The 13,739-nt window shown below is 47.7% G+C and carries 11 protein-coding genes; 9 read left to right on the top strand and 2 right to left on the bottom strand.

Going from position 1 to position 13,739, the window contains the following annotated elements; translation table 11 throughout:
• Positions 1-197: 197 nt before the first annotated feature.
• Both MKY95_RS22640 and glsA read left to right on the top strand, forming a co-directional pair.
• Complete coding sequence (locus tag MKY95_RS22640; protein ID WP_076318920.1) at positions 198-680, top strand: GNAT family N-acetyltransferase; 483 nt, start codon at positions 198-200, stop codon at positions 678-680.
• A 143-nt stretch (positions 681-823) separates the two neighbouring features.
• Positions 824-1,765 (top strand): glutaminase A, encoded by a 942-nt coding sequence (glsA, locus tag MKY95_RS22635; RefSeq protein ID WP_076318921.1) that lies wholly within the window; start codon positions 824-826, stop codon positions 1,763-1,765.
• 216 nt (positions 1,766-1,981) lie between these two features.
• Here glsA and MKY95_RS22630 read toward each other — a convergent pair whose 3' ends face one another.
• On the bottom strand, positions 1,982-2,323 hold the full coding sequence (locus MKY95_RS22630) for a YolD-like family protein (protein WP_076318922.1): 342 nt from the start codon (positions 2,321-2,323) through the stop codon (positions 1,982-1,984).
• Positions 2,320-3,564 carry a DNA polymerase IV gene (locus MKY95_RS22625; protein ID WP_076318923.1) on the bottom strand — a complete coding sequence of 415 codons (1,245 nt, stop codon included), beginning with the start codon at positions 3,562-3,564 and terminating at the stop codon, positions 2,320-2,322. The genes MKY95_RS22630 and MKY95_RS22625 overlap by 4 nt, the downstream gene beginning before the upstream one ends.
• A gap of 857 nt (positions 3,565-4,421) precedes the next feature.
• Here MKY95_RS22625 and MKY95_RS22620 point away from each other — a divergent pair.
• From MKY95_RS22620 to MKY95_RS22590, 7 genes are all read left to right on the top strand, one after another.
• A complete protein-coding gene (locus MKY95_RS22620) occupies positions 4,422-6,650 on the top strand; it encodes a hypothetical protein (RefSeq protein ID WP_076318925.1) in 2,229 nt (742 codons plus the stop codon).
• Between the two features lie 26 nt (positions 6,651-6,676).
• Complete coding sequence (locus tag MKY95_RS22615) at positions 6,677-7,885, top strand: HEAT repeat domain-containing protein (protein ID WP_076318926.1); 1,209 nt, start codon at positions 6,677-6,679, stop codon at positions 7,883-7,885.
• Between the two features lie 22 nt (positions 7,886-7,907).
• The gene (locus MKY95_RS22610) at positions 7,908-9,308 is read left to right on the top strand and encodes a glycosyltransferase (RefSeq protein WP_179088526.1); all 1,401 of its coding nucleotides are present in this window, start codon (positions 7,908-7,910) and stop codon (positions 9,306-9,308) included.
• Between the two features lie 276 nt (positions 9,309-9,584).
• Positions 9,585-10,388, top strand: coding sequence for a response regulator (locus MKY95_RS22605; RefSeq protein WP_076318927.1), 804 nt, complete (start codon positions 9,585-9,587; stop codon positions 10,386-10,388).
• Between the two features lie 154 nt (positions 10,389-10,542).
• Positions 10,543-11,910 (top strand): nucleotide sugar dehydrogenase, encoded by a 1,368-nt coding sequence (locus MKY95_RS22600; RefSeq protein WP_076318928.1) that lies wholly within the window; start codon positions 10,543-10,545, stop codon positions 11,908-11,910.
• A gap of 8 nt (positions 11,911-11,918) precedes the next feature.
• Positions 11,919-12,839: a hypothetical protein gene (locus tag MKY95_RS22595; RefSeq protein WP_076318929.1), complete on the top strand. Its 921-nt coding sequence runs from the start codon at positions 11,919-11,921 to the stop codon at positions 12,837-12,839.
• A 567-nt stretch (positions 12,840-13,406) separates the two neighbouring features.
• Positions 13,407-13,739 carry a CHAP domain-containing protein gene (locus MKY95_RS22590; RefSeq protein ID WP_076318930.1) on the top strand — a complete coding sequence of 111 codons (333 nt, stop codon included), beginning with the start codon at positions 13,407-13,409 and terminating at the stop codon, positions 13,737-13,739.

The following is a 13,739-nucleotide window of genomic DNA, read 5'->3' as shown; positions in this document are numbered from 1 at the left end:
ATTAAAAACAAAGCGGTCTCCAGATGAGGCCGCTTTTTGGTATCTACAGTTGTCAGATTGCTGACTTGTTGGCCTATCGGATCATCTGGCTGCCTGCAAGCGTGGTGCCTTGTGTGCATTCCATCATTCGCATCTGTTATACTCTAGGTGAATTCAACAAGACCAAGATAAGTTATGTACCCTAGAGGAGGCACATCATGAAGTTCATTAAATACACACAACCTGATTTTGATGATTATTATGCATTGGTTTCCAATATGGAAGTAATGAAACAGATTACAGAACGTGCAATACCTGAGCAAGAGGCGAGAACGCAATTTGAGTCTATGCTGGAGTTTAATGAGCGTTCCACTTGCGGACATTACCGAGTATATAGTGAAGATGGTGCCGGTGTGGCGTATGCCAAATTGATTCCGGATCAGGAGGACCCGACCAAGGCTGAGATAGGTTACATGATCCTACCTGAACATTGGGGCAAAGGTCAAGGCACATCCATAGCGTCACGGTTGATTATTCAGGCACAAGCCGCAGGGATTGGATCACTCTATGCAGTTATCGATCCGGGTAACGCTGCTTCTCGCCGGATCTTGACCAGACAGAACTTTATATCCACTTGGACAGGCGATTACGATGGTCTTCCTGGTGAGATTTTGGAGTTAAATCTTCAAACGAAGCGGTAAAGGAACTGTTCTGAGGGTAATCAGATAATACAGGACATCTTGCATGAGATGGCTGGAACTCATTATCATCATGGTGCATGGGTTCACCCATGTACATTTCATGCAAGATGCTTGCTTATATAGAGATGTGGAGGAGATGACATATGAGCAATTCAACCATGGGACGTCTGAATGCATTACTGCCGGAGTGGCTGGAGACCAGTCGTTTGCACACCGGGCAAGGTAAGGTGGCTTCTTATATCCCGGAGCTTGTCAAAGCCTCTCAGGATGAGCTTGGTATACATATCATGGACGCCGAAGGGAACCATGTGTCGGCAGGGGATTGCGGTGTTCCATTTACGATGCAAAGTATCTCCAAAGTATTTACCCTTATTCTGGCCCTGATGGATCATGGGGAAGAAGCGGTTTTCTTTAATGTAGGAAAAGAACCGACAGGCGACGATTACGATTCGATGATCAAGCTTGAATTGGTTGAACCCGGAATCCCATTTAATCCATTAATCAATGCGGGTGCGATTACGGTGTCCTCGCTTGTTGGAGGAGACTGTAAGGAAGAAAAATCACGCCGTATTCTGGAGTTTTTCCGCAAACTGGCGAATAATGATCAGCTGGGCTATAACGAAGAGGTGTTTCAGTCCGAATCGGAGAGTGGTCATATGAATCGTTCACTTGGCTACTTTTTGAAGCACAACGGAGTCATTAAGGATGACGTTGAAGACGTGCTTGCCGTGTATTTCCGTCATTGCTCCATTGAAGTGACGTGTGCAGATCTGTCTCGAATGTCACTCGTTCTGGCCTATAATGGAACAGATCCAATTACGGGAGAAGAACTCATCCCTCGTCGCTATGTTCAGATTGCCAAAACCTTCATGACCACCTGTGGTATGTATAATGCATCAGGCGAATTTGCCATCGAGGTTGGCTTGCCCGCCAAAAGTGGAGTATCCGGAGGGATATTGACCCTTGTACCGGGACAATTCGGCATAGGTCTTGTTGGCCCGGCTCTGAATCGCAAAGGCAACAGTATTGCCGGCGTGCATCTGCTGGAGCGTCTGTCCAAGGAATTCGACTGGAGCTTTTTCTAAGAAGTTTTTCAGAAAAAAGAAGCATTACCCTTATATGTAGCCGATGAATCACATATCTGATATTTTGCTTCTTTAGAACGAAGTGAATGGTCTGGATATGTCTCGTCGGCTACTTTTGGTATTCACCTGGAAGTGTAGGAAGACAGTCCTGCATGGCAACGGGTATGCTGCATCTATCATGGAATATCCACAACATCGGGGTGGGTATATCCCCCTTCAGTCATCGGCTAGGGCCACATCTGTAATGAGGTTCATCTGAATATCCCGGGACCCATCTTCCATCAGTAGTCTGAGGGTCCGGGCAGGACGGTCCAGCCGAAGCACCTGCCCCGTGTAACGGATATCGTCATGTTCGTGAAACAACGTAATGGTAACGATATCTCCAAGCATCATCGAGTTGCTGAGCAAACGGGACATTTCTTCCGCGGCCTGGGCATCCAGGGATGGGCGGGTACGAGGAGCAAGTTGTTCCTGATGAAGAATGTAGGCTTCCCGGTGTTCGGGGAGCATCATGCGTGAGGACTCGAAGATACCGTTGTGCTGCAATTTTTTACTCATTTATAATGACCTCCAATTTTATGAGAACGTTCATGGGCTTGCGCGGAAGAGCAGAGGGAGGATGCCCGCATGATGGCGGTTTCTCCGTACCTGCGCTTGATATCATCCGTGGCACGTTCCAGTTCTCTTTTACGTTCACGATCATCGAACCAGGACAGCTGCACTTCAGAATCGGGTATAAGTCCGGTCAATGACACGCTGATGCGGCGGATGGGTAATCCGTCCCAATGGCGCAGGAACAGAGCTGCTGCCGCATCGTATACTTCATCCGTAATGTTGGTGGGTTCATTCACCTTCATCTGGCGGGAGAAACCAGTTGGCCGATCATAATCCTGTCCGCGACATCCAACCGAGACCACATGGCCCATGAGTGATTTGTCCCGGGAACGTCGACTGACGAGCTCTGCCAGTTCAAGCAGTACCACTTTGATATCTTCCCAGGAGTCATAGTCCTGGGGCAGCGTCATTTGATGTCCGATCCCCTGTTGCTGATGAGCATAGGTCCCGGGTTTGACCGGGGAATCGTCAATACCGCGAGCGATACGCCACAGTACCTCGCCATTCACCCCCCAACGTTCTCTTAGTCGGGACAGTGGGGTCTGGGCCAGATCACCAATGGTATGAATGCCCATCTTGTAGAGATGCTGCGCCATGCGGGAACCAACCATGAACATGTCTCGAACAGGCTTTTCCCAGATGGTTGAAGGCAGATCTTTGCGAGGCAACGTGCAGATGCCGCCAGGGACTTTTTTGGCATATAGATCACAGGCCATCTTGCTAACGACCTTGGTATCGCTGATACCGATTCGAATATACACACCCGTCTCATCCATCACCCTCGATTGAATGCTGCGTGCAATCGTCTCGGGACTGCCGAACAGATCCAGGCTTCCGGTGACATCGAGAAACTGTTCATCAATACTATAGGGTTCCACCAGATCGGTGTAAGACTGAAGGATACGCGTAATATGAAGGGATACCCGAATGTATTCGGCCATCCGGGGGCGAACAACAACAACATCTGGACATTTGGCGAGCGCTTCGCCCAGTCGTTCTGCTGTCGTAATTCCATAGGACTTGGCGAGTGGACAGGCCGCAAGAATAATACCCGAACGGCGCGCCGGATCTCCCGCGACTACGAGGGGGCGGTCCTTGTATTCGGGATGTGCAGACTTCTCCACACTGGCATAGAATGACTGGCAGTCTGCCAGCATGATGACACGTCTGTCTTGGCGGGGCATAAGACTTCTCTCCTTATTCGTGATGCTAAGCTCTTATGTTAAGAAGCAATTATTTTCATTTGAACATCGATAATTAACAGTTTATTTACAGTATGGAACAAGTGTTCTTGTTTTATAAGCATATCTGACAATTCGAAATGCGGCAACCGGAATTATTTTGCAAATTGGACACAATTATGGGTTAGCCATATTAGAGGCAGAAATTAGGAAATAAGATGTGCTTTTTTACATTTAATGTGAGAGATCTGTGACCTCTGGGTGATGACCGGGCGTTCATTTAGGTTTTTGTAAAAGGTTTATAAATGGGTACAGTCCTATAGAGGGGGACTGACGTCCTTTTTTGGTTTTCTGCATTTTTCAGAAAACCTTGATGTGACGCGGAATATCGCTGATGCGTTATCGGACTATAGTATCAATTTTGTAATCTTTATGGTTAATACTGTAAAAAGGTCCGCAACTTTAACATATGATTCGCGTTTAATGGGGTATGTGATCAAACGGCAAACGTTGCCTGTACCCGCGTTGCACATAACAATAAAGGTTCCAGAAGTGCAAGATCAGCAGGGTATCTGATCCATGCGATTACAGCAAATATTAGTGTTTGGGAATCAGACGTATCCTGGAGGCTTTCGGGTGCTAGTTGATGGCGCTTTTTACGAATTATGGGCAGAATGTTCCATATCATGTTTGCTTCCATCAGCCTAGATACAAATGCAGAGTCTTAGCGCTATAGTGAGAACTACACCGCTGACATCTCTACCAAGCGGACATCCGAAGCGGAAAGATTCGTAAACTTCATGTTGGACCATTCGATGTTGAAGCAGGATGCATATTAGAGAGGTGAGCAATCTAAAGACATGAGCAGACAAAGACGAAGACGCTGGTTTTTAACGGTGTTGACGGGAGCAGTGGTGGTGACTGGCGGGATATTTGCCGGATGGCACTATATGCAACCCAAGCTCGTTACGTACACAGCGGAGAACGGCACGGAGATGAAATTCAAGACCGATGGAGACCGGTTCATGGAATACGGGCCGGATGGAACGTGGAGGGAGATGTTCGTCAAAGGTGTCAACCTGGGCGCAACTTCACCGGGACATTACCCGGGAGAATTCCCGCTGACCAAAGAGGATTACTTGCGGTGGTTCCAGCAGATCGAGGATCTGGGAGCCAATGTAATCCGGGTATACACGGTTCACGAACCAATTTTCTACTCCGCATTAGTCGAATATAACCGCGGCCGGGAGCAACCGTTATATTTTATACAGGGCATATGGTCACCTGAAGAAGAGTTAATTGAGAAGCAGGATGCCTATGCGGCGCATATTGAGCAGACGTTCAAGCAGGAGATTGAAAAGGCCGTATCTGCTGTCTATGGCGATGCGGACATTCCTGCCAAGCAGGGAGAGTCCAGCGGCAAATACAAGACGAATGCAGGAAAATACCTGATGGCCTGGCATGTGGGGACGGAATGGGACCCGGCGATGGTAGACAACACAAACGCAAAACATGCGGATGTGCCGCAGTACAAGGGAGTTCATTTCTCGGCGAGTCCAGAAGCGTCACCGTTCGAGAACTGGCTCGCAGAGCTGCTGGATCATACGGCGGTCCTGGAGAAGAAGTATGGATGGGAACATCCGATGACCTTCACCAACTGGGTAACGACCGATGTGTTGGATCATCCCGGCGAGCCGCTGTATGAAGAGGATCTCGTCAGTGTGGATGCCCGACATATTCAGCCGGAGGCATGGCAGGGAGGTTATTTTGCAGCCTACCATGTGTACCCATATTACCCGGATCTGTTCCATATCGATAAAACACTCCAAACGATCAAGGATGAGAACGGTGAGTACAACACGTACAAAAGTTATCTGCGCAAGCTAAAAGCCGAGTTTTCCGATATGCCTGTAATGATTACAGAGTATGGCGTACCCTCTTCTCTTGGTATTTCCCATCTGGGTATGGGAGGACGGAATCAGGGTGGACATAACGAAGTAGAGCAGGGAGATATCGACGCGTCACTGACGCAGGATATCTATGATGAAGGATACTCGGGAGCAATTGTGTTCATGTGGCAGGATGAATGGTTCAAAAAAACATGGAACACGATGCCACTGGAAATCCCGGCTGATCGCCGTGCATATTGGTTGAACGTACTGACAAACGAGAAGATGTTTGGTCTGCTTGCCATGGACCCGGGTAAACAGGAACAGTTGACCATCGACGGATCACTGGATGACTGGGATGATCTGAAGGATGAAGAGGTCACGACCTGGCAGGGCCAAGTGGACGGCATTCAGGAAATGAAGATGACTCATGATGAAGCCTATCTGTATATTGGGCTGACCTTGGATCAACCGTTTGACCCGGAGAAGACAGTGCTGCGAATTGGCACAGATACACTTGCTGGAGGCAGTCAGCCTGACAAGTTACTCCCGGGCCGGACACTCAGTGATGGTCTTGAGACAGTGATTACACTGGGGCAGGATGAAGAATCACAGGTGGAGATTGCCAAGGATTATGACTTTAATCAGCGTCTGTACGGCAAAGAAGGATACGATATGCTGCCAGATCAGCAGTCAGATTCCGCAGATAATCCGTTCCACCCATGGAATCTGGCAGTCAGCCTGAGGATGACACCGCCGGATACCCGATCTGCTCAACCGTTCATGAATGAAAAGGTCGGAACATTGAAACGGGGAACGACAGCTCCCGGTCAGCCTGATACGGATTCATTAACGGCATGGCAGTATAACGGCAATCAGGTGGAGATGCGAATTCCCTGGATGCTGCTCGGGTTCGGTGATCCGAGTTCGCTGCAAGCGATCGATTATGGACCGCTCAAGAATGGACGTGAGTTCTCCACAGTTGCTGTGGAAGGCGTTACGCTCATTCCGTGGTTAACGGACCGCGCCACGAAGAAAGTATCTTGGCCTGGGGGTGAACAGACGACCCTGGATCTGAAGACATTGCCGGTATATAGCTGGCAGCCTTGGGAACAGGTGCAGTATAGTGAACGCCTGAAGCTAAGCTACGAAAAAATGAAGAAGAGCTATGAAAAAATTCCTAGTTTTCAGATCGAATAAATGAGTATAAAGGAGGACCTTTTCACATGTTTCCAAGTTTGGCTTTGGCCTATCTGTTTTTGTACATCTGTATCGCACTTGTTGTTGTAGGCGTCATCGTATTGTTTGCCATGAAAATGTCCCACAATGGCAAACGACGCAAGACGGCGTTTTATGAATTGAAGCAGCGTGACTACTTCACCTATCTGCAAACAGCCTTGACTGAGAATAGTCCACTCAAATTGCCACCAGGCAAACTGGCTCCGCTGGAACGCAGAGTCATTCAGGACAGACTGATTGAATGGATCGACCAGTTCAAGGGTGAGTATCGCGACAAATTAATTGCACTGTGCCGCGAAGCAGGATTCGTAGAGCATGATCTGAAGGAACTGGGCCGTCTGCGTTACGGTCGCCAGATCGATGCAGCGTATCGCTTGGGTGGCATGCGTTGTCCCGAAGCCGTTCCGGGTTTGATGGAATTACTGAAGGATGAGAAACCGGGCCCGATGGCCATTATGATTGGTCGATCCATCTCCAGATGTACGACTCGGCAAGGTGAACTGAAAGACATGCTCGCTTTGCTGTTAACCAAAGGTAAGTCCATTCACCATCTGGCAGCAGATATTCTGCTCGAAACGAGTCTGGATACGAGCAGAGTTCTAATTGAATTGCTGGAAGACCGGAATCCTGATTTTGTCAAAGTCGGACTGGTTGCCATGTGGGGACAGGCTGTACCTGAAGTGATGCCTGCACTCGACAGACTGGTAGGCGCAGAACATCAGGATGTACGTGCCGAGGCGGTGAAGCTGTATCTTAGCGCAAGTCCGGCACTCCGGGATGAGACAATCCTGAAGCTGATCCAGGACCCCGATCCGGAAGTTCGCGCCGAAGTGGTACAAGCGCTTGGTTACAAGCATGCATCTGGCAGCATTCCATTGCTGCGCAAAGCGCTTCGGGATGAAGACTGGAGAGTTCGATATAACAGTGCGGAGAGTCTGAGCAAGCTCGGTGAACCGGGATTCGAAGCGCTGTGTCAGGCTGCGGTGCAAGGTACAGTTGCTGAGCGCGAGATTGCGATGCAGCAGATTGAGAGTACCATGCAGCACACGAGAACCGATGACAGAGCTGTAGAGCAGATGATTGCACATAACAAAAAAAGACTGCTGTACGATCGCTATTTTGGCCCTGTACGAGAGAACAGAACCAGCAAGAAACGCACAGGTGTCGCTACGGTAGGAGGGGATTACACTGCTTAGGGATCTACTATTAATCTACGGCATGGTCGCAATCTACTATGTTGTTTTTGTAAATACGCTCTATTTTTCCATTCTGGCCTTATCGTTCCGTAACATCTGGACGATCTTCCGGCGGTCGCATTATTCCAAATACAATACATTGTCAGGCTCGGAACTGGTACCTTCCGTTTCTCTGCTGGTACCGGCATACAACGAGGAACTGACGATTATTGAAAATGTGAACTGCCTGATGACGCTGAATTATCCAACGTATGAAGTCATTGTTGTGAATGATGGCTCCAGTGATGCGACACTGAATATCCTGTTGAAAGAATATCGTCTGAAGCCAGTACCCAATACGAAGATTCGGGGCAAGATCGCCTGTCAGAAAATTCGTGGGATCTACCATAATCCAGAGTTCCCGGATCTGTATGTCATTGACAAGGAAAACGGCGGTAAGGCCGATTCCCTCAATGCCGGGATCAACCTGTCTCATTATCCGTTGATCTCTTCCATCGATGCCGATTCGTTGCTGGAGAAGGATGCCCTGATCCGCATGGCACGCATGTATATGGAGAATCCGGAAGAGACGGTAGCTATCGGTGGAGATGTAAGAATCGCCAATGGCTGCAAAATTGAAAACGGGGCAGTGCAAGATGTATCGCTGCCACGCAAAATCTGGCCCATGTTCCAGTCGATTGAATATCTCAAAGCCTTCCTGGGCGGACGGATTGGCTGGAGTCACATGAACGGTCTGATCATTGTCTCCGGTGCCTTCGGTATGTTCCGTAAGGACGCTGTTATCGCCGTAGGTGGATACCGGGATGGTTATCCTGGGGAAGACATGAACATCATCATCAAACTTCACCGTTACATGCTGGAAAACAAATTGAAGTACCGCATTGCCTTCTGTCCTGAGGCCGTATGTTGGACGCAGGCACCGGATTCCTACCGGATCTTGTCCAGTCAGCGTAAGCGCTGGGGCCGCGGGAATCTGAAGAACATGATCGAGAATCGTGGCATGTTGTTCAATCCGAAATATAAGGTTATGGGTATGGTGACCATGCCATATAACGTCCTTTTTGAAGCGCTCAACCCGTATTTCCGGATTACCGGCCTTCTGGCTCTCGCTGGATATGTCCTTCTGGATATGACGCAATGGCCAATTCTGGTTCTGTTCGGACTGCTGAACTTTGTGAGTGGTTATCTGCTGAGTGTAGGCGCACTTGTCCTGGAGGAGATTGCTTTCAAGCGATACAACAAACTCTCCGATCTGGTCAAAATGCTGGTCTACTCCGCGTTGAAATTCGTGGGTTACCACCAGCTCGGTGTACTGTGGAGATTGCAGGGACATGTGCAGTTCATGCAAAACAACAACTCATGGGGTACTATGACACGTCAAAGCTGGTCCGAGGATGAGAAGAAAACAAGCGAAGCCGCTTGATTAAAGAATAATCAAAGCAATTATATGTCCAACTAGACATTTACACGATAACGGAGAGGGCAGAAAAAGCCTGAAGAAGCGAAGCGTGCACCTAAAAGCTTTCTGAAAGAAAGCTGCATCGAAAGCATACGCTTATCCCCGGATTTCCCCTTGTATAAAGGAATCAAAAAATCTGGGGATAACAGTGATCGAAAGGCTGTTCTGTCATCGGAGTGTCAGTGTAAATAATATTTTTTGGACTTATATAGATAATCGAGGAGAAGGGTGGAAAAGAACATGCCAAATACGGCGACATTGCAGCGTGAGGCTGCCGTTAATGTGTACCGAAGTGTAGAACAGGGATTGAAGGAAACGGGTGCCGAAACATGCGGCTTAATGTTCATCCATTGTGCAGGAAACTCTCAACCTGAGCAGCAGGTCAGGACACATCTGGAGCAAACGAGTGAGTCTGCCTTCCAGGTGTGGAAGGATGGGGCTACCCAGGCGATTGCCGTCCTGCTGCCAGGGTTGTCACTGGATGAAGTTCATTATGAAGGACTTCGGATCAAACATGAGTTGCAAGAGACTGTGCCCGGTGCCGATCCACAGATTACACTGGCCAGTTTTCCGGAAGGGGAGCGCCCTTCGAAGGCAACCATTCAACATATGGCTGAATCCTCGAAGCTCATAGATTCGTCGGAGATTCATATCTACACGCTGGACAATACGGCGGACGAGCCGGAACGAATTTTGATTGTGGATAACGATCCTACGGTACGCGAATTCCTGCAACTGCGTCTGAAAATGCAGGGATATGAAACCTATGAAGCTGTTGATGGACTGTCTGCACTGGAGTTGATCGAGAAAGTCACACCAGACCTGGTGCTCACCGAGCTGAATCTGTATGGCATCGACGGTCTGCCGTTCATCCATCATATTCAGAACCTGGAGATGGAGCAGCCACCCAAAATTGTCGTGTTGACCGAACAACGTGTCGAGCAGACGATCAGTCAATGCTTCCGCAGCGGAGTCGATGATTACATGACTAAACCGTTCTCACCTGTAGAGCTGGATGCCCGAATCAGACGCTGCCTGCATTAGAAGACGGCTTGAATAAGCTGATTGTGTGAAGTGCAAAGTAAGAGCTTTTTTTACACTATGAATCAGATAGATTAGAGCAACATTTAGAGCACAGACACTCATCTATTTATATGGATTTTAAGCACCACCAAATACACTGCCCGGAGGGAATATCATGGAGAATCAACAATTCCACACATTACTGAATGCGATTGAAAATAAAGAAGCTGTACTCGGCGTCGTCGGGCTCGGTTACGTAGGACTTCCACTTGCCGTGGAAATGGTCAATCAAGGTTTCACGGTAATCGGAATTGATCTGGATGCGTCCAAAGTAGAGAGTATCTATCAAGGAGATTCCTATATTCACGATATTTCGTCTGATGAGTTGAAAAAAGTAATGCAAAGCGGTCGTTTCCAGCCAACGACAGATTACAGCATGCTGCGTGTGATCGACGCCCTCAGTATCTGCGTACCTACACCGCTTAGTGAGAATCAGGACCCGGATACGTCTTACATCGAGACGGTTGTGGATCAGATCAAACTGCACATGAAACCAGGCATGCTGATTACGCTGGAGAGCACCACTTATCCAGGTACAACCGAAGAACTGATCCAGCAGCAGCTGGACAAGATCGGACAAGAAGCAGGTAAAGACTATTTCCTCTGCTTCTCACCTGAACGTGTGGACCCGTCGAACGGACGTTTCACAACATTTAATACGCCGAAAGTAATCGGTGGCACAACTGAAGCTTGCTTGAAGCTCGGAACAGCACTGTATAGCAAATACGTAGAAACCGTAGTACCGGTATCTTCACCAAAAGTGGCTGAGATGTCCAAACTGCTGGAGAACACATTCCGCAGTGTGAACATTGCCTTTGTAAATGAAATGGCGATGATGTGTGACCGCATGGGCATCGATATCTGGGAAGTTATTGACGCGGCGGCGACGAAACCATTTGGTTTCATGCCATTCTATCCAGGCCCAGGCATCGGTGGACACTGCATTCCACTTGATCCGATGTACCTGTCATGGAAGGCCAAAGGCTTCCGTTTCTATAGCAAATTCATTGAGCTGGCGCAATCCACCAATGACAACATGCCATATTATGTGCTAAACAAAACGTCAACGATTCTGAACGAATACGCTAAATCCGTACGTAAATCCAATATTCTGCTCCTCGGTATGTCGTATAAACCAAATATTGCCGACCTGCGTGAATCACCAGGACTGGAAGTATATGAACTGTTCAAGGAAAGTGGAGCTAACGTTAGCTACTACGATCCACATGCGGATTCCTTCCAGGACAAACATGGCGAGACCGTACACAGCGAAGCGTTCAATCTGGAACAGTTCAAGAAGTACGATTGCATCGTGCTGATCACCAACCACAGCGATTTGCCTTACTTTGATATTGCCGAGATGGGTGTACCGATTCTGGATACACGTAATGCGTTCCGTTCATACACACATCCGCATATCTACAAGATTGGTCACTCGGTACAGCATCCTGTGCTTGAACCAAGTGAAGCGTTGCTCGTCTGAGGAAATATATGAGGCAACGGGGCAAACTGGTGGGTATGGCGAAATGGGCCATTCTGGCTGTGGTGTTGTGCCTGCTGCTTCTGTCCTGGATGTTCAAATGGTTCCAGGCGGAGGAGCATAAAGCGACCTGGCTGTGGGACGCGTCCATTATTGCAGAGCAGACACCTGAGATTATTGCTTTCTCCAAAGAACAGGGCGTCGATACCATCTTCCTGCAAATCCAGGATGAGTTGCCTGACGCAACATACCGCAAATTCATTGCGGCTGCCCGACAGGCTGAGATTGAAGTGCATGGACTTAACGGTCATGCAGACTGGGCCTATGAGGAGAAGCGGGATGAAGGGCTTGCTTTTATCGAGCGAGTAAGAGCATACAATGCAGCTTCGGCCAAGAATGAACGCTTCGAAGGCATTCAACTTGATGTGGAGCCGTATCAGTTGAAGCGCTGGGAGAACGAGGAGAGCAGCGTCATTGCAGAGTGGCAGAACAACATGAAGGCCTGGACAAAAGCCGGCGAGGATGCCGGACTGTACATGAGCGCTGCCATTCCGTTCTGGCTTGATGCCCGTCAGTCGGCTGAAGGAGGTACATTCAGTCGCTGGGTGATCTCCCACTTTGATGCGGTGGCCATTATGGCTTACCGGGATAGTGGGCAGCAGATGTATGATCTGTCCAAGGAAGAACTGGACGAAGCGGATGATCTCGGCAAGAAAGTCTGGATCGGAGCGGAACTCGCGGATACACACGAGGGGGATCACCTGACCTTTTTCCGTAAACCGGTTAGCAATATGAATGAAGAGATGGCAAAGGTGTTCGATCTGGGTTCCTCTCATTCTTCTTTTGCAGGTGTGGCTGTGCATCATTATGAAGCATGGTATGCCAAGAAGAACGGTATTCCGCTTGCGCGCAAGAATGAGGAGAAGGAATAGTATTAAGCGAGAACATGCATAAACAAGACATACAATTACAACATACAAGACGAGTTTCAACGTTATTTATCCATCCCTTTTGAGCAAAAGGAATTCGTTCCTTCCGTCTGTAGCTCAAAAGGGTTTTTTACATAAGACAGTTAGTGGGAAAATTAATCATAGTAGCTTGAGCTTAAGGACAGTACTTTCTTTTTCTGTACCCCAATGTGACATTACCTTTTAGTTGTTTCAGTGAATAAATCTATATAAGTATTATTTTGCTATCATATGGATAGCGAACGGTTATTTGGAATAGTGATTATCAAAAAAATGGGATGAAATCCTAAAAATATGAATCCAAGCTATAGTACTTAAAGGGACTTAAATCATATATAAGCCAATAGTAAAGCTTCATTCGATTCAAATTATCTGGGGGGAACACCGAGTTTTCAATCTTGACACCTAATAATATCCTTTTTTGTTATTATCAATAGATTTATTATACTATTTACATATCTTTTATATTGTAATATTATTCCTTTATCGACATCGGTCGGAGTTCGAAATATTTCATTTTGGAGATAAATAATGAAAAGAACAACATTGTTAACTAGTTTCTTGTTGCTAATGATCTTCTCTATTTTTTCTATCGGTATGGCTAGTGCAGAAACTACTACATATGCCGAACAACAAATTACTGAATCTCCGGCAGCGAGAGCCTCAGATTTTAATAACAATAATACTGTTATTACAGAACAGAAGGATGACTCCGTAGGAGTATTCGCAATACCGGATGAGTATTATCCAGGAACTTCTACACCTATTCGTGTTGGAGATGTACTAGTTACCAACAATACTAGTTCAAAAGGTCTGACAGGACATGCTGGCATTGTAACGGACGCTGGGGGCAGCGTCGTTTAA

This window comes from Paenibacillus sp. FSL P4-0176, assembly GCF_037975265.1.
Taxonomy (GTDB): Bacteria; Bacillota; Bacilli; order Paenibacillales; family Paenibacillaceae; genus Paenibacillus; species Paenibacillus amylolyticus.
The sequence above is the reverse complement of the archived record's forward strand: the minus strand, read 5'-3'. Positions and strand labels throughout refer to the sequence as shown.